Genomic DNA, 17,936 nt, shown 5'->3' with positions numbered 1-17,936 from the left:
CGTTTCTATTAATAACTCAATCTAATAATTACTGTTGGAATTTAACTGACGTTAATTACAATATTTAACGAGGAGCATCATAACGCTGTTTACGATTTTTTGAAAAGACCACTTGCCATAATTGAGCGCTTCTTGCCCTAAAGGTCCCGGCACAACAAAGTAAATAATATTGAAACATTCTGAAGGTTTCTAAAGAATAATGATTTTCAATTTCATGCCAATGTTTGATGAAATTATCATACCACGCCATTAATGTTGTATCATAATCAGGTCCAAAATTTTGCCAATCTTCCATCACAAACTTCCCTTCACTCGCTTTACTTAATTGTGCAATTGATGGTAAGACACCGTTTGGGAAAATATATTTATTTAACCAAGGATCATTACCTAAATGAGTGGTATTAGCGCCAATCGTATGTAATAAAAATAAACCATCATCTGCTAATAGATCCGATAATTTGTCAAAATAAGTCGCGTAATTTTTATAACCAACATGCTCAAACATACCAATTGATACAATGCGATCATAATGTTCATTAAGATCACGATAATCTTTCAGTAAAATTTTGACTGGTAATCCTTCGCAACGCTCTGCCGCATATTTAGCTTGTTCTTTTGAGATAGTAATACCATTTACTATACAGCCATAATGTCGAGCCGCATATTCAGTAAAACCACCCCAGCCACATCCTACATCAAGCACTTTCATCCCTGGTTTAATGCCTAATTTTTGAATAATCAAATCAAGTTTTGCAGTTTGTGCGTCGTCTAACGTTTTAGCATTCTTCCAATATCCACAGGAATAATTCATTCCTCTATCAAGCATTTTTTCAAATAAATCATTGCCAAAATCATAATGCTTGCGCCCAACGATATAGGCTCGCGTTTTACTTTGTAAATTGAAAAACAAGAATTGTAATTTAGTGAGGAGATCAAATTTAGTTTTAACTTGATCATCGAGTTTTGCGGTTAAAATAATACAAATCAATTCATCTATTTGCTGGCAAGTCCATTTGCCTTGCATATAGGATTCACCCAATCCAATAGAGCCATTTTTTAAGACATCGTCATAAAAAGACTCATCTAAAATCTGAATATCCCACGGATTATCACCATTAATGTTAATCGGGGTTTTTGCTAATAATTGCTGGATAAGATGTTTTTTATTTGTCATATTAACTAGCCATGTAACAAAAAGTGATTACTACTATACCCCTGATTTAAAACAATTAAAAGCCATTTAAAATACGAGCAGGCTCAATTTTACATGCCCGACTAGCTGGATAATAACTGGCTAATAAGCTTAGCAGCATGGCAGTAATAAATACAGTGATAACATCAATTAAATGTATTTCCGATGGAATAAAATCAATAAAATAAATATGGCTATTTAAAAAATGATAATTTGTGATTGATTCGATAAATTTAATAACAGGTGACAATTGCCATGCAATAATCACGCCTAATAATACACCTATCACACTTCCAATAAAACCTGAAATTAATCCATAATAGATAAACACGCGTTTTATAAATGCATTAGTCGCGCCTAATGTTTTTAAAATGGCTATGTCACGCTGTTTATCTTTTACGGCGATAACGAGTGTCGAAACAATATTAAAACAGGCCACACTTATAACAACTATCATGGCTAAGTACATGACTTGCCTTATCATTTGAATATCCCTATACATGAACCCATAGCTTGATTCCCAACTAGAAAATTTAACAGGACTATCAAGGCGATATACTGCATAATTTGTGATCGCCGCTGCATGATAAACATCTGAAACGGATATCATTAATCCTGTCACATTTTGCCCAAGATGATTTAATTGCTGAGCATCGATTAATGGCAAAATAGCTAAATTATTACTTAAACTTCCATTTAACTCTAAAATACCATGAACTTGTAATCGTACTCGCTTAGGCGGTTTAAATTGATTAGTATCACGATTATCGGGAATAAGTAAGGTAATAAAATCGCCTTCTTGAATAGAAAGTGTTTTTGCAATACCTGCACCTATTATGATTTGTTGTTGACCTGCTGTAAAATTTTGCCATTTATTATTTAAGACAAATTTTGGTAAATGACTGATTTTACTTTCTAGCTTAGGATCTATGCCTTGCACTTCAATAACATTAAGCTTGCTACCTTTTTCAATTAAACCTGTAAATCGCACAAAGGGAGCTGCGCCTATAATATTTGGATTTGCCGTTAACTGTTGCTGAATAGATTGCCAATTTTCCATTTGATGGTTTGAATCATAAATAACAGCATGAGGAACGACTGATAACACACGATTATGTAATTCGCGTTCAAATCCGTTCATTGCACTTAACCCGATAATTAAAGCGGCAATTCCAATGGCAATACTTAGGGTAGAAATCACAGATATTACAGATAACATATGACTTTTATTGCGCCCTTTGCGAAATTTTAGAGCAGTCATTAGTGAATAATTCATATTATTTATCCTATGACTGTTTATTTAAGTGTTTTGGAATTTCCAACTTACCGTCAGACATCACAAATTGACGGTCGAGTTTACTGGCTAATTCTAAATCATGAGTTACAACTAAAAACGATGTTCCTAATTCGCGATTTAGATTAATTAACAAATCGAAAATAGTATTGGCGTTGGTTTTATCTAAATTACCAGTTGGTTCATCTGCCATGACTAAAGATGGATTATTAATTAACGCTCGACCTATAGCAACACGCTGACGTTCTCCTCCCGAAAGTTCAGCAGGACGATGATTAGCACGTTTTGCCAGTTGCACTGCCTCAAGCATTTGTGAAGCTCTTTGTTTTGCTTGAGCTATTGGAATGCCGCCAATCAAAAGTGGCATTGCAATATTTTCAAGTGCTGTAAAATCCGGTAAAAGATGATGAAACTGATATACAAAACCAATTTCATTATTACGTAATTTTGCTTTTTGATTTTCTGATAATTGATTAATGCATTGGGATTTAAAAAATATCTTTCCTGCAGTTGGTTTATCTAAACCACCCAGTAAATGCAATAATGTGCTTTTGCCAGAGCCTGAACTACCTATAATTGCCATCAAAGAACTTGAATAAATATCTAAAGAAACATCATTTAAGACTTGTGTAACCATCTTTCCTTCTTGATATGTCTTATAAAGATGCTGTGCTGATAATAAAATTTCAGAATTATTCATAACGTAATGCCTCAGCAGGTTGGATTTTTGCAGCACGATAAGCCGGGTAAAGGGTAGCAAATAACGATAAAAGCAATAAACCCAAAGTAATAATAATAATTTGTATCGGTTCGACTAAAGTCGGTAAAGAAATACCCGCTAAGGAAATAGACAATAAAGACATAATATCTGATAAATAAATGGCAATGATTAATCCTAAAAACGTCCCTAACAATGTGCCAATAAAACCAGAACTTGCCCCTTGAATGACAAAAATCATAACGATTTGCCAGCGGGATAATCCTTGGGTCTTGAGTATGGCGATTTCGGCTTGTTTTTCCATAACCAGTAAACTTAACGAAGTAATAATATTAAACGCTGCAACAATAACAATTAAACTAATTAGCAAGCCCATAATGCTTTTTTCCATTTTTATCGCTTGAAAAAGTTCACCACGTTTTGCTCGCCAATCATGATAAATGAGATTATTTGTTAAAGGTTGCGCTGTAAATTGTGCTATCGATAATGGCTGAGTTAAATATAATCGCCAACTTGAAATAACATTAGATGGGTAACGTAATAAATTTCGCGCATCGTTTTGATGAATATAAATAAGTGATCTATCTATATCATTATTTACCGAAAAAATACCACTTATGGTAAATAAACGCTGTGAGGGTATTCGACCAATAGGAGTTATTTGTGTCGCATCTGTAACCATTAATCTTAACTTGTCACCTATCGAAACATCTAATTCATTTGCTAACCCATAACCAATGATAATATTGTATTGACCCTCAATAAGCGTCAAAAAAGATCCTTGATAAATATGTGACTTGATAGGCTCGTTATCTGAGGGGTTAATCCCCATTAAACTACTAAATGTTATCCCTTTTTCGCTTTGAATAATGACATCACTTGTAATTAATGGCGTTACAGCTTCAACCCCTTTTAATGACATTAAAGTTTGCCGAAGTTGTTCATTATTTTCGATTCGACCGGCTTGATTTGTTACCTGTGCATGCGGTAAATAGTGCAAAATGTTGCCTTGCATTTGCGCCTCAAGTCCATTCATTACCGATAAAACAATGATCAATCCCATTGAACCTAACATAATTCCTATCATGGATAACCATGATACAAAACGACCAAATCCATCACTTTTTTTGCCATAAATATAGCGCAAACCTATAAAAAAAATGACTGGACGATAAATTCTTGACATAAATCTAAACCTTATCAATGAGCAATTATAATATTATTTGAGTTAATCATGTTTTTAAACTCGTTCTTAATCTGTCTCATTTATTTTATTTTCATTTTTTATTCCTACAAAGGTGTTCTAATTAGTTGTGTAAAATAACAACAGGCTAACTAGAACACTTTATTTAACCTATAAAAATAGCACAGAATTAGAAATTTACGCGGTATTTTTTAAGATTTTAATTGCATGAATTAATGCATTAACGCCAGCTTCGACTTTACTATGTGGGCAACCTACATTTAAGCGGATAAATCCGTCTCCCTCATTTCCATAAGTACTACCTGGCATAATAGCAACTTTTTCGTGTTCAATAAGTTGTTTTTGAAGCTGAACATCATCAAGTTTTAATGGGCGCAAATCTATCCATGCTAAATAGGTAGCCTGTGGAGGTTGCCAATTAAGCTCAGGAAAAGCTCCATTTAAACGTTTTGCTACATACGCTAAATTAGCTTGTAAATAAATCTTTAAGGCATTTAACCATGGCAAACCTTGATTATAAGCGGCAATATGCGCAACAACTGATAACACTGCTGGCGATGATAATCCATCACGGTTTTTTAAATTATGCAAATATTTCTCATGACTGGCTTTATTACTAATAAAGCCATAAGCGCCAGTTAAAGCTGGAATATTAAAGCTTTTAGAAGCCGATGTTAATAAAGCCCAATCATTTTTAGCAACTTTATTCCAAGGAATATGATGATTATCTCCCCAAACCATGTCCATATGTATTTCATCACTAATAACTTTTACATTATGACGTTCACATAATGTCGCAATTTGTGTTAATTCATCTTTTGTCCAAACTCGTCCTGTTGGATTATGAGGGCTACATAATAAAAATAACGTATTTTCAGGTTGAGCTAATAAACGTTCTAATTCAATCATATCACATTGCCAATCATTACCTTGTTTAAGTAAAGGGCAAGCCACTAATCGGCGTTTATTACTTTCAATAACTTTAAAAAAAGCATCATAGCAAGGAGTTAAAGTGACAACGCCTTCATTTTCATTTGACCAAATTTGAATCATTTGACCAACCATATAAATAACCGACGGTCCATAAATGGCTAAATCCATGTTAATATCATCGGCAAATTGCTTTTGATACCAATTATGAATTGCGCCTAAAAAATCCTCATGTTGCCAACGGCTATAACCTAAAACGCCATGTTGTACTCGTTTTTCTAACGCTTCTATAACACAAGGCGCAGTTTTAAAATCCATATCAGAGATGGTGAATGGTAAAAGATCTGCCGAACCAAAACGATCCGCAACATAATCCCATTGTGTACACCAAGTTCCGTGTCTATCGACAACCTTATTAAAATCAAACATGATAGGTCCCTATTTTACATTAAATAGCGTTATTTTTTTATGCTATTTAAATAAGTTAAATTCATAAATAGAAACTATCTCCTAGTCAGACTAAAAGATAGTTATGATTACTAAGCATTACGTAAAGAGTAATTGACTCATTACGATGACTAATTGGCTGTCATTAATGCTTGAATTTCATCTTTTACTGATTGAACTTGAGGACCAATAACGACTTGTAGACCATGATCATTTAATCGGACAATACCAATTACTCTATTTGCTTTTAATGCAGCATCATCGACCAAGCTCATGTCTCTTATGGATAATCTTAAACGCGTAATACAGTTATCAAGTGATTCTATATTTTTTGCGCCACCTAAAGCAGCTAAAATAGCGGCACTATCATAACCGGATTTAGTATTAACTGCTGGCGCATTTGATTTAGTGCTCTTATCCGTTGTTTCATCATTTTCACGGCCTGGTGTTTTAAGATTAAAGCGCATGATAGCGAAACGGAAAATAACATAGTAAATAACAAACCATAATGCAGCAACTAAAGGCACAAAGTACCATTTAGTATGGTTGCCTTGTAAAACACCAAACACAAACCAGTCAATAATTGTCCCATCGGTATTACCAATAATAACACCCAACGATTCCATTACTAAGTATCCAAGACCTGTTAAGAAAGCATGAATAACATATAAGATAGGTGCAGCAAATAAGAATAAAAATTCTAATGGTTCAGTTGTGCCACCAATAATACAAGCAAAGACACCTGAAATCATCAGCCCTTTTACTTTATGACGATATTGCGGTTTTGCACATTGATACATGGCTAATGCTGCGCCCGGTAAGCCACCTAAGAATGTTGGCATTTTACCTTGCGCTAAAAATCGCGTTACGCTTTCTGTTGTCGGAATACCACAATTTAATTGAGCTTGATAGATAGATAATGCACCGGTATAAGTCTTATCACAGACGTCCATGACACCGCCAGCATCAGTAAATCGAATAATACCGACTAAAATATGATGTAAACCAAATGGGATTAACAAGCGGTCACCTGTACCAAAAAGCATAGGTCCAAATATTCCGGTACTATTGATTAATTTACCTAAACCACTAATCCCCATCGAGAAATAAGGCCAAATTGTTGGAATAATTAATCCAACAACACCTAACGTTAAAGCAGTAATAATAGGCACAAATCTTGTACCACCAAAGAAAGCAAAAGCATCAGGCAATTTAATATTTTGGAAGCGTTCATGAAGAGCATAAACAATTAAACCAATAATAATGGAGCCCAAAATCCCCGTATCAATTGAATAAATCCCTAAAATTGCTGGGATCTTGTCAGTCTCATGAATTGGAAAACCTTTCGCCGTTAAAAGCCCTTGTTGTTTTAGTACAAAATTGATAGCCAGATTAAATACAACAAAGCCAACAAAACCAGCAAATGCAGCGACACCTTTATTATCACGCGCCATACCTAGCGGAATAGCCATCGCGAACATAACGGGTAAAAAACTAAAACCAAATGATCCAATTTGGCTCATCCAAGCAAAAATAAATTGTAAGATAGAATTATTAAGAAAAGGTAATAATCCCAATACTTCTTTGCCGGTTAATGCACTACCAATGCCGAGCATTATTCCACTAAAAGAAAGTAATGCGACTGGTAGCATAAATGTTTTTCCTAAATTCTGGAAAAACTCCCATATAGTCATTTTTTGTTTAGTATTAGCTGACATAAAGTCTCCTAAGCTATCTCTATTTTCACTACCTTTAAAGGTAATCTGTATATTATAAATTTACTAAGACTTTGATTTTAAGTTTTAGTAAAATGTGTAAAATAAATCACACGTCCCATTCTCAAATTAAGGATTTTAATTAATAAATTCCTATATTTAATAAGGCGCATATCATACTAGAATAAACTTCTATAGAAAATAGGGACTTAGGTAAGTTATAATCATAATATTCATTTCATCAAAAATCGATCATATTCATTCATGCCTAATACGCCTTTAACAACACTTATTCCGCAACAATCGGGGAATTTTCATCATTTTGGACAATTAGTCGGTTCATCATTGTCGTTAATTGCAGCCCAAATCATAGAGGCGCACAACGGATTGGTGATCATTGTGACCGATGATATGCAGCAAAGCATACGTATTTTTGAAGAATTAAAACAATTTACTGATTTGCCAAGTATGATTTTCCCGGATTGGGAAACATTGCCTTACGATAGTTTTTCGCCTCATCAAGATATTATTTCCGAACGTTTATCCTGTCTTTTCCGCCTCATTCATATGCGCAAAGGCGCCATGATTTTACCGATTACGACATTAATGCAAAAAGTTTGTCCGCCCGATTATCTTGGTGGTCATGTTTTTTTAATGAAAAAAGGACTAACACTTAGTCGTGAGGCACTAAGGCTGCAACTCGAAAACGCCGGATACAGAGCGGTTAGTCAAGTTATGGAACACGGGGAATATGCAACACGGGGCGCATTGTTTGATATTTTTCCGATGGGAAGCAAAACCCCTTATCGAATTGATTTTCTTGATGAAGAAATAGATAGCATTCGTACTTTTAATGTCGATAACCAGCTTACCATTAGCGAAGTAGATGAAATTCATTTGTTACCTGCGCATGAATTTCCAACGGATCAAAAGGCAATAGATTTATTTCGAAGCCAATGGCGTGAAAAATTCGAAGTTAGGCTTGATCCCGAAAGTATTTATCAACAAGTTAGTCAGCATATTTTACCTTCCGGCATTGAATATTGGCAGGCTTTATTTTTTGCAAGTCCGCTGACGTCGTTATTTGCCTATTTTCCGCATGATAGCCTGTTATTAACCACAAAAAATATCGAAAATCATGCCCAAAAATATTGGCAAGATATTCAACAACGTTATAACAGTCGCCATATTGATCCAATGCGTCCTCTATTAGAGCCCAACCTTATTTGGACGCAAACAAATGAAATTTTTGCCGATTTCAAACATTACCCACGTATTGAATTGACACATGAAACATTAAAAAAAGCGAATCATCATTATAATTTCCCGTTTGAATTATTACCGGAATTAGCGATTCAAACCCAGCAAAAAAATCCCTATGTTCATTTTGAAAATTTTATTCATGAGTTTGAGGGAAAAATTCTTTTTTCTGTCGAGTCAGAAGGACGAAAAGAAGCCTTACAAGAAATATTACAACGTATAAGAATCCATCCTAAAGTCATTCATGAAATTGATGAGTTATATCACAGCGAAAATACTCATGAACGCTATTTTTTGATGATTAGCTTGGCTGAACAAGGATTTATCAATCAACAAGATGGTATTGCGCTAATTAGTGAAAATGAATTATTAGGTCGGCGAATTGTTATCCGTAAAAAAGAACAAAAACAAGAAATTAATACTGAAAATTTAGTTCGCAGCCTTGCTGAATTAACACCCGGAAAACCGGTTGTGCATTTATCGCATGGCGTAGGTCGTTATGCTGGTTTAACGACAATAGAAACGAGTGGTATCAGCGCCGAATATCTTATTTTACTTTATGCAAATGACAGTAAATTATATGTTCCTGTTTCTTCACTAAATTTAATTAGTCGCTACTCAGGGGGCGATGAAGAAAATGCGCCTCTTAATAAATTAGGAACTGATGCATGGCAAAAAGCGCGGCAAAAAGCCGCCGAAAAAGTGCGTGATGTTGCGGCGGAATTGTTAGATATTTACGCAGAACGCGAAAGTAAATCAGGCTTTTCTTTTAGTCAAGATCGTGAGCAATATGATTTATTTTGCCAAGCTTTTCCTTACCAAGAAACCGATGATCAACAAAATGCCATCGGTGCTGTTATCGGTGATATGTGTTCACATAAAGCGATGGATCGCCTGGTGTGTGGTGATGTCGGTTTTGGTAAAACCGAAGTTGCGATACGTGCGGCTTTTTTAGCGATTATGAATCAAAAACAAGTGGCTGTTTTGGTACCCACAACTTTACTTGCCCAGCAACATTATGAGAACTTTTTAGATAGATTTGCCAATTGGCCAATTAGAATCGAAAGTTTATCGCGCTTTAAAACGGCAAAGCAACAACAAGCTATCATTAAGTCACTTGCAGAAGGTAAAATTGATATTGTTATCGGTACCCATAAATTATTACAAGAATCAATTAAATGGAAAGATCTCGGGCTGTTAATTGTCGATGAAGAACACCGTTTTGGTGTCCGTCAAAAAGAGCGAATTAAAGCATTGCGAGCCAATATTGATATTTTAACACTGACTGCAACGCCTATCCCACGGACATTAAACATGGCAATGAGCGGAATGCGTGATTTATCTATCATCGCAACACCGCCAGCTAGGCGCTTAGCTGTTAAAACGTTTGTACGTGAATTTGATGAGCTGATTATTCGTGAAGCGATTTTACGAGAAATTTTACGCGGTGGTCAGGTTTACTATTTACATAATGATGTTTCTGATATCGAATTAGTGCGCGAAAAATTAACTGAATTGATCCCTGAAGCTCGCATCGGTGTTGGTCATGGGCAAATGCATGAGCGAGATTTAGAGCGCGTTATGAATGACTTCCATCATCAACGTTATAATATTTTAGTCTGTACAACCATTGTCGAAACCGGGATCGACATTCCTAATGCAAATACGATTATTATTGAACGTGCTGATAAATTTGGTTTAGCACAGTTGCATCAATTACGAGGAAGAGTTGGGCGTTCTCATCATCAGGCTTATGCTTATTTGTTAACACCACACCCTAAATTATTAACGAAAGATGCCAAAAAACGTCTAGAGGCTATCGCCTCATTAGAAGATTTAGGTGCTGGATTTGCCTTAGCAACCCACGATCTTGAAATTCGTGGTGCCGGTGAACTATTAGGTAGTGATCAAAGTGGTCAAATTGAAACTATTGGCTTTAATCTCTACATTGAATTATTACAAGATGCTGTAAAAGCCTTACAAGAAGGTAAAGAGCCTTCCCTTGAATCTTTGTTAAATAATCAACAAACTGAAATCGAATTACGTTTGCCTTCTTTAATTCCCGATGATTTTATTCCTGATGTAAATACCCGTTTATCACTGTATAAAAATATCGCTAGCGCAACAGAGATTGACAGCTTAGATGATATTAGAAGTGAAATGCGTGATCGTTTTGGAAAATTACCTGATGCTGTTTTATTTTTATTAGATACAACTAAAATTAAATTACAGGCAGAAAAATTAGGTATACGCAAAATAGAATTAGGTGAAAAAGGGGGGGCTATTGAATTTGCCCAAAATAATCAAGTTTCCGTTGATTATTTAATCGAATTAATTCAAAGCAACCCGAAACATTATCGTTTTGAAAATGCAAATCGCCTAAAATTATTAAAGCAAATAACCGAAAGAAATGATCGAATTAATTATATAAAAAATTTGTTAGACGATTTAGCGCAGCATAATATTAAAAATTAATCTCAAAAAGGTAATATTTTCATGATAGATTTTTTTTGATCATTGTTAATATACAAGCTTAATGAGCCATCAAACTTTAATCAAAAATGGATAAATAAAGTAAAGAATTTTTATAAAAAGTACTTTATTTTTCCATTTCAATTTATCTATATTATTTAACTTAAGAAACTTTAATAAAATCCTCGCGCAATTTTTTAATTTCATCACGTAATACGCCTGCTTTCTCAAATTCTAGATTTTGTGCTGCTTCGTACATCATGGCCTCAAGCTCTTTGACTTTCGCTTGTACATCTTTAATTGAAACATATTCATATTTTTTACCTGGTTCAAATGCTTGCACTTTGGCGGTGGATTTTTTGGTACTTAAACCTGCATCTAAAATATCTTTAATTTGTTTACGGACCGATTTTGGTGCTATGCCATGTTCAGTATTAAAATCTTGTTGTTTTTTTCGACGTCGTGCTGTTTCATCAATCGTTTTTTGCATCGCTGGTGTTATTTTATCGGCATATAAAATGGCTGTTCCATTTACATTACGCGCAGCGCGCCCAACCGTTTGTATTAACGAGCTTTCAGAACGCAAAAAACCTTCACGATCAGCATCTAAAATCGCAACCAGTGAGACCTCAGGAATATCTAACCCTTCACGTAAAAGGTTAATACCAATAAGTACATCAATTTCACCTAAACGAAGATCACGAATAATTTCCATTCGTTCAACGGTATTAATGTCAGAATGAAGATATCTTACTTTGATATTATGTTCAGATAAGTAATCGGTTAGATTTTCGGCCATTTTTTTTGTTAGTGTAGTCACTAATACTCGCTCATCATGTTTTATTCGGCTATTAATTTCAGAAAGTAAATCATCGACTTGAGTCGAAACCGGTCTAACTTCAATAATAGGGTCAAGCAAACCCGTAGGCCTTACAACTTGTTCTATAATTTCACGACCAGATTTTTCTAATTCATATTTGGCGGGGGTTGCTGAAACATAAACTGTTTGTGGCATTCCCTTTTCAAACTCAGTAAACTTTAGGGGACGATTATCTAACGCGGAAGGTAATCTAAATCCGTATTCAACCAGATTAAGTTTACGTGATCTATCACCATTATACATAGCGCCTAATTGTGGAATAGCAACATGGGATTCATCAATAAAAAGCAGCCCATCATGCGGTAAATAATCAAATAATGTAGCAGGCGGATCACCCGGTTTGCGTTGCGATAAAAAGCGCGAATAATTTTCGATACCAGAACAATAGCCTAACTCTGTCATCATTTCGATATCAAAAAGCGTGCGTTGTGTTAACCTTTGTTCTTCTAATAATTTACCGTTATCAAGTAAGATCTTTTGTCTTTCTTGTAGCTCTTGTTTAATTTCGGCTATGGCATTATCCATGATGTTACGGGGCGTAACATAATGCGTTTTGGGGTGAATAGTGATACGAGGAACTTCGTTAATATTATTCCCGGTTAAAGGATCGAATAGCACGATTCTTTCTACTTCATCATCAAATAATTCTACCCTTACTGCTAATTCATCAGAATCTGCAGGAAAAATATCAATCACATCCCCTCTAACTCGAAATGTACCGCGGGTGAAACCAATTTCATTACGTTTATATTGTAATTCAGCAAGACGCGTTAAAATTGAGCGCTGATCAGTAATTGTCCCTTTTGTTAGATGTAAGATCATTGACATATAGGTTTCTGGCGCCCCTAATCCATAAATTGCCGATACGGATGCGACAATAATGACATCGCGCCTTTCGAGTAATGATTTGGTAGCTGATAAGCGCATTTGTTCAATATGTTCATTAATCGATGCATCTTTTTCAATAAACGTATCGCTTGATGGAACATAAGATTCGGGTTGGTAGTAATCATAGTAAGACACGAAATATTCAACCGCATTTTCTGGAAAGAAGTCTTTCATTTCACCATAAAGTTGAGCCGCTAAGGTTTTATTAGGCGCTAAAATAATTGTTGGACGATTATGTTTTGCAATCACATTTGCCATGGTAAATGTTTTGCCCGAACCTGTAACGCCTAATAAGGTTTGGTGAGCAATACCATCATCAAGATTTTGGTTAATTTTTTCAATTGCAGTAGGTTGATCTCCTGCCGGTTTAAATTTTGAATTAAGTTTAAAATTTTTCATTACGTTGTAACCTAATATTTTACCTATTAATAAAAATTATCCCCAAAAAGACTTGACCTTTTTAAAACGTATATTTTTTGTTTATTCTATAACAAAAACACACTATGGCATTATTAAAACTTCCCTTGATTTAATATAACTAATTGATTTTTATCGTTTTTTATTTTTACGCCTACAATCTAACCAAATCGAGCTAAATCCTGTTGCTCATTGAGGTCGATGGTTTTTTAAATAATCTATTAACAGAGTTATCCACAGCCATCGGGGATAACTTTATAAGTATAGTCTTTATTAAGTTTTTCAATGGTTAATAAAAAAAATCACATTATAAAGAAAATTTTTTGATGGTTTATTTCTATCTTTATTACAATTATTAATAGATATCACCTTAAATTTATAGCAACTTTTCAATTACATATTGATAGCCATGGTCGGCGCTAGGCATAAATGTTAAACGATTGTTGATGCATTTAGGGGCATCGTCATTATGATGTGAGACAAATAATAATTGGCTATGCCCTTCATTGATTAAATAATCGATCCATCTTTTGACTAATTCTCGATTAAGTTGATCTAATCCTTGTAATGGTTCATCTAGAATTAAAAGTGTTGGATGTTTAACTAAAGCTCTCGCTATGAGCACAAGTCGTTGACTACCCCATGATAATGATTGAAACGGTTTTTGTGCTTGATCACTAAGTCCAAGTAAGGTTAACCATTGTTGAGCTAATTGCGTTTGTTTATCACTAATGGCTTGATATACACCAATGGAATCAAAATATCCAGATATCAATACATTAATGACACTCGTATTGACGCGATAATTTTGATGGAAACTGCTACTGACATAACCAATGTGGCGTTTTATATCCCAAATTGTCTCACCGGAGCCGCGTTTTCGTCCAAATAAAACTAAATCATTGCTATATCCTTGCGGATGATCGCCAGTAATCAAACTTAATAAAGTCGATTTACCCGCGCCATTAGGTCCAACAATTTGCCAATTTTCATTAGCTTTTACTTGCCAGCTTAAACCATTAATGATCGTTTTATCGTTGTAGTAAACAAAGCCATTGTTTAGGATAATACGCGTTTTATCATCCGGTAATGCTGCAATTACCTCATCAGAAGGCGGTAATTGTATTGTTGATAATAATTCCAATTCCTGTAGTTGTTTTATTGCTTCATTATTCAATATGATATCTTTTTGTCCAATCTCGATAATTTGACAATCTGCAATAACACCGACATTTTTGATAAAATCAGGAATTTCATTAAAACGATTTAAAATAACAACCAGGGTGATATTTTGTAAAACGAGCTCTGTTAATTGCTCAGCCAAATTTTGTCTTGATTCTTTATCTAATCCATCAAAGGGCTCATCTAAAATTAATAAATCTGGGTTTGCCATTAGTGTTTTACAAATTAAGGTTTTGCGCGTTTCACCCGTCGATAAATATTTAAAATGCCGTTCTAATAAATGCAAAATGCCAAATTGTTTCGCTAGCTGTTCACATTTTTCCTTATCGTCATTTTCAGCAATAATCATTTGCCTTGTGGTTAATCCCGGCTCTTGTTCGCCTTCACTTAATAAATCAGTATTGTTACGTTGCCATTCTTCATCTAATATTTTTTGTAATTTTTCGAATGATAATAAGGTTATTCGCTTAAATTGATTGCTGACTTCACCTGATAATAAAGTTAATTCCCCTGCCAAGGCTTTGGCTAACATTGATTTACCACTAGCATTACGACCAACAAAAGCATAACTTTCATTTGCTTGTAAATTTAAATTACCAATTGAAAAGACTTTATGATCATTAATTTTATATTTGGCATTTTCTATCTGTAACATATTATCCTCGTTGTTATCGTAATGAGTTTTTAGGAAAAATTTAATAATTAAACTTTGCGAGTCAATTTAATCATTAAACTAAAGATGCAACAATAATCTGATTAGGTTGAATACTGATATTTCGACATTGTCCAATTTTTAAATCTAACTTATCGATATCAGATTTTGTTTTGTTGGCATAAATAAGGTGATCCGATGGCAATCTAAAGGTTATGTCACAAAATAATTCATTTTGCTCTATTTTTACCACTTCGACGCTGAGTTTGTTTTCAATTATTTCCTCATTATAGGCATGTTTTGTTTTATCTTGACATTCGTGACTATGTATATGCAATAAAGGTGCTTTGATTAATAAAATGACTTCTTTATTAAGAGCCAGTTTTAATCGTTCTATACTTGCTTGCGTGACAGTGGCTTTTAATAACGTTTGACTCTCTTTGAGTTGTACGACGATATAACCAGCAATAGTATTTTTGCTAATTTGCTTAATCGTGCCATAAAGTTGATTACGGGCACTTGTTTGCACCGATAATTTAGACGATATTGCTAAAATATTATCAAGATCCACACTTTCATCTTTAAGAATGGTAAAAGCTTGCTGCTGAAATTCTGCTAAGCGATCATAAAGTTGTAAAAATCGAATCGCATAATCACTTAATCTTGCTCCCCCACCTTTATTGCCTCCAGTAGTTAGAATAACAAAAGGCTTCGGTGCAAGCTTGTTAATATCTTGAATCGCTATCCAAGCCGCTTTATAACTGATAGCGATTTCTTTTGCAGCCTGATTTAGCGATCCCTTTGCAGCTATCGCTTTTAATAATGCTATTCGCTTAAAATCAACAAATAGCTGTTGATTTAAGTTTAGAGTTAATAAAATTTCAGGAGAAAACATAAACAATTACGGTAAAGTAAATTATGAAAGTTATTGTAATCGTTTTTAGTGATGACTTCAAAATACATGCAAGCATTTAACCCAAATCAAATTGCTATTATCGTTATGTGGTTAAAATAAATCGAATGATAAATGGATTGAGTTATAAATAAAGCATCTTTTTCACGTTTAAGTTTTGACTGAGATTATAAACTTTGTTACCATCGTTATGTATTTATTTACATAATGAATAACATCTTTATTAGATTATTTATTTAGTCTGTTTTGATGTTTTACTAAATAAGATAAAATGATTAAAGGAAAAATGATGAAACGACGATTAATTAATTTTTTATTGATATTAAGTTTGTTAACTCCATTTATTACCTCTTTTACTGCGCATGCCAGCGAAAAAGTGGTTGTTTTTGCCGCGGCGTCTTTAACCAATGCCTTGCAAGAAATTGAACAAGCTTATGTTAAAACGCATCCAGATGCCGATATCCGTTTTTCTTTTGCGTCTTCGTCTGTACTTGCTAAACAAATAGAACAAGGGGCATCAGTTGATATCTTTATTTCTGCCGATCAAAAATGGATGAATTATTTAATCGATAAGCATATTGTCACTCATAAAGAAGACTTATTAAAAAATTCTTTAGTTTTAATTGCTCCGATTGATTCACCACTACAAAATATCCAAATTGATGATAAAACAGATTGGCAATCACTTTTACCCGCGAATGAAAAATTAGCTATTGGCGATCCAAATCATGTTCCGGCTGGCATTTACGCAAAAGAATCATTAACAAATTTAGGCGCCTATTCGCTATTAGCGCCTCAATTTGCGCCAGCAAATAACGTACGTGATGCATTAATGTTAGTTGAACGTAATGAAGCAGCTCTCGGTATTGTTTATAGTACGGATGCAAAAATTAGCAAAAAAGTAAAAATTATTGGTGAGTTTCCTGTTTCTTCTTTTTCAGAAATCAGCTATCCAATGACATTATTAACATCTAACGGTGAGAATTTTTATCAATATCTTAAATCACACCCCGCAACCACAATTTTCAAAAATTTAGGATTTGTTCCACTGTTTGCAGCCAATAAATAATTTATCATCATCATGTTATTAACTGAATTTGAATGGCAAACCTTATTTTTAAGTTTAAAAATTGCCATAACAGCAATTTTATTTAGTTTGCCATTTGGATTATTTATCGCTTGGCTTTTAGCGCGTCATCAATTTTGGGGAAAATCCTTATTAGATAGCTTAGTGCATTTACCGCTGGTTTTACCTCCTGTTGCGCTTGGCTATTTATTATTGATTTTAATGGGACGCCGCGGGGTGATCGGTCAATGGTTAGATCAAACATTTCATATTAGCTTTAGTTTTAATTGGCAAGGAGCCGCTTTAGCCTCTGCTGTCGTTTCTTTTCCACTATTAGTCAGAGCAATTCGTTTAAGTATTGAATCGATTGATAGTCGCCTTGAGCATGTAGCCCGTACACTAGGCGCTACGCGATTGCGAACCTTTTTTACTATCACTCTACCTTTGGCAATACCAGGTATTTTAACCGGTGTCGTGCTAGGTTTTGCAAGAAGTTTAGGTGAATTTGGAGCAACAATTACCTTTGTGTCTAACATTCAGGGTGAAACGCAAACATTGCCTTTAGCCATGTATAGTTTATTGCAAATCCCCGACGGCGAATTCGCTGCAATGCGTATTTGCATTATTTCAATTTTATTATCTTTTGTGGCACTATTTTTATCTGAATGGTTAGCCCGTTGGCATAAAAAAAGAAGGATGAGTTAAG

Annotated in this window: 12 protein-coding genes; 3 read left to right on the top strand and 9 right to left on the bottom strand. The window is 34.4% G+C overall.

Annotated elements, in window-relative coordinates; translation table 11 throughout:
* Window positions 1-64 precede the first annotated feature (64 nt).
* The 6 genes from cfa to malX all read right to left on the bottom strand — a co-directional run bounded on the left by cfa (window position 65) and on the right by malX (window position 7,503).
* The gene (gene cfa, locus ACSYSW_RS04775) at window positions 65-1,174 is read right to left on the bottom strand and encodes a cyclopropane fatty acyl phospholipid synthase (protein ID WP_491704444.1); all 1,110 of its coding nucleotides are present in this window, start codon (window positions 1,172-1,174) and stop codon (window positions 65-67) included.
* Window positions 1,175-1,229: 55 nt separating this feature from the next.
* A complete protein-coding gene (lolE, locus tag ACSYSW_RS04770) occupies window positions 1,230-2,468 on the bottom strand; it encodes a lipoprotein-releasing ABC transporter permease subunit LolE (RefSeq protein ID WP_491704445.1) in 1,239 nt (412 codons plus the stop codon).
* 10 nt (window positions 2,469-2,478) lie between these two features.
* The gene (gene lolD / locus ACSYSW_RS04765) at window positions 2,479-3,186 is read right to left on the bottom strand and encodes a lipoprotein-releasing ABC transporter ATP-binding protein LolD (RefSeq protein WP_491704446.1); all 708 of its coding nucleotides are present in this window, start codon (window positions 3,184-3,186) and stop codon (window positions 2,479-2,481) included.
* Complete coding sequence (lolC, locus tag ACSYSW_RS04760; protein WP_491706090.1) at window positions 3,179-4,381, bottom strand: lipoprotein-releasing ABC transporter permease subunit LolC; 1,203 nt, start codon at window positions 4,379-4,381, stop codon at window positions 3,179-3,181. Before lolC ends, lolD begins: the two co-directional genes overlap by 8 nt.
* Window positions 4,382-4,585: 204 nt before the next feature.
* Window positions 4,586-5,767, bottom strand: coding sequence for a MalY/PatB family protein (locus ACSYSW_RS04755; protein WP_491704447.1), 1,182 nt, complete (start codon window positions 5,765-5,767; stop codon window positions 4,586-4,588).
* Window positions 5,768-5,916: 149 nt separating this feature from the next.
* Window positions 5,917-7,503 (bottom strand): maltose/glucose-specific PTS transporter subunit IIBC, encoded by a 1,587-nt coding sequence (gene malX, locus ACSYSW_RS04750; RefSeq protein WP_491704448.1) that lies wholly within the window; start codon window positions 7,501-7,503, stop codon window positions 5,917-5,919.
* 261 nt (window positions 7,504-7,764) lie between these two features.
* On the opposite strand from malX, the gene mfd reads away from it, so the two are divergent.
* Window positions 7,765-11,235 (top strand): transcription-repair coupling factor, encoded by a 3,471-nt coding sequence (gene mfd, locus ACSYSW_RS04745; protein ID WP_491704449.1) that lies wholly within the window; start codon window positions 7,765-7,767, stop codon window positions 11,233-11,235.
* A 160-nt stretch (window positions 11,236-11,395) separates the two neighbouring features.
* Here the strand turns inward: mfd and uvrB are convergent, their stop codons facing one another.
* The 3 genes from uvrB to ACSYSW_RS04730 form a co-directional block, all read right to left on the bottom strand.
* Window positions 11,396-13,399, bottom strand: a complete 2,004-nt coding sequence (gene uvrB, locus ACSYSW_RS04740) for an excinuclease ABC subunit UvrB (protein ID WP_491704450.1) — start codon at window positions 13,397-13,399, stop codon at window positions 11,396-11,398.
* A gap of 394 nt (window positions 13,400-13,793) precedes the next feature.
* On the bottom strand, window positions 13,794-15,254 hold the full coding sequence (gene modF / locus ACSYSW_RS04735; protein WP_491704451.1) for a molybdate ABC transporter ATP-binding protein ModF: 1,461 nt from the start codon (window positions 15,252-15,254) through the stop codon (window positions 13,794-13,796).
* A 73-nt stretch (window positions 15,255-15,327) separates the two neighbouring features.
* A complete protein-coding gene (locus ACSYSW_RS04730; RefSeq protein WP_491704452.1) occupies window positions 15,328-16,146 on the bottom strand; it encodes a TOBE domain-containing protein in 819 nt (272 codons plus the stop codon).
* 307 nt (window positions 16,147-16,453) lie between these two features.
* Between ACSYSW_RS04730 and modA the strand changes: the two genes are divergently transcribed.
* On the top strand, window positions 16,454-17,233 hold the full coding sequence (gene modA / locus ACSYSW_RS04725; protein WP_491704453.1) for a molybdate ABC transporter substrate-binding protein: 780 nt from the start codon (window positions 16,454-16,456) through the stop codon (window positions 17,231-17,233).
* Between the two features lie 12 nt (window positions 17,234-17,245).
* Complete coding sequence (gene modB, locus ACSYSW_RS04720; RefSeq protein WP_491704454.1) at window positions 17,246-17,935, top strand: molybdate ABC transporter permease subunit; 690 nt, start codon at window positions 17,246-17,248, stop codon at window positions 17,933-17,935.
* Window position 17,936: the final 1 nt, after the last annotated feature.

Source organism: Gilliamella sp. ESL1225, from assembly GCF_058502635.1.
Note: the sequence above shows the minus strand (reverse complement) of the source record. Positions and strands in the feature narration are given on the sequence as shown.

What these genes read in the sequence shown, in the direction of transcription:
- ACSYSW_RS04755 (WP_491704447.1), bottom strand. Translation starts at nt 5,767, where the DNA reads ATGTTTGATTTTAATAAGGTTGTCGATAGACACGGAACTTGGTGTACA.
- ACSYSW_RS04730 (WP_491704452.1), bottom strand. Translation starts at nt 16,146, where the DNA reads ATGTTTTCTCCTGAAATTTTATTAACTCTAAACTTAAATCAACAGCTA.
- cfa (WP_491704444.1), bottom strand. Translation starts at nt 1,174, where the DNA reads ATGACAAATAAAAAACATCTTATCCAGCAATTATTAGCAAAAACCCCG.
- lolE (WP_491704445.1), bottom strand. Translation starts at nt 2,468, where the DNA reads ATGAATTATTCACTAATGACTGCTCTAAAATTTCGCAAAGGGCGCAAT.
- mfd (WP_491704449.1), top strand. Translation starts at nt 7,765, where the DNA reads ATGCCTAATACGCCTTTAACAACACTTATTCCGCAACAATCGGGGAAT.
- modA (WP_491704453.1), top strand. Translation starts at nt 16,454, where the DNA reads ATGAAACGACGATTAATTAATTTTTTATTGATATTAAGTTTGTTAACT.
- malX (WP_491704448.1), bottom strand. Translation starts at nt 7,503, where the DNA reads ATGTCAGCTAATACTAAACAAAAAATGACTATATGGGAGTTTTTCCAG.
- uvrB (WP_491704450.1), bottom strand. Translation starts at nt 13,399, where the DNA reads ATGAAAAATTTTAAACTTAATTCAAAATTTAAACCGGCAGGAGATCAA.
- lolD (WP_491704446.1), bottom strand. Translation starts at nt 3,186, where the DNA reads ATGAATAATTCTGAAATTTTATTATCAGCACAGCATCTTTATAAGACA.
- modB (WP_491704454.1), top strand. Translation starts at nt 17,246, where the DNA reads ATGTTATTAACTGAATTTGAATGGCAAACCTTATTTTTAAGTTTAAAA.
- modF (WP_491704451.1), bottom strand. Translation starts at nt 15,254, where the DNA reads ATGTTACAGATAGAAAATGCCAAATATAAAATTAATGATCATAAAGTC.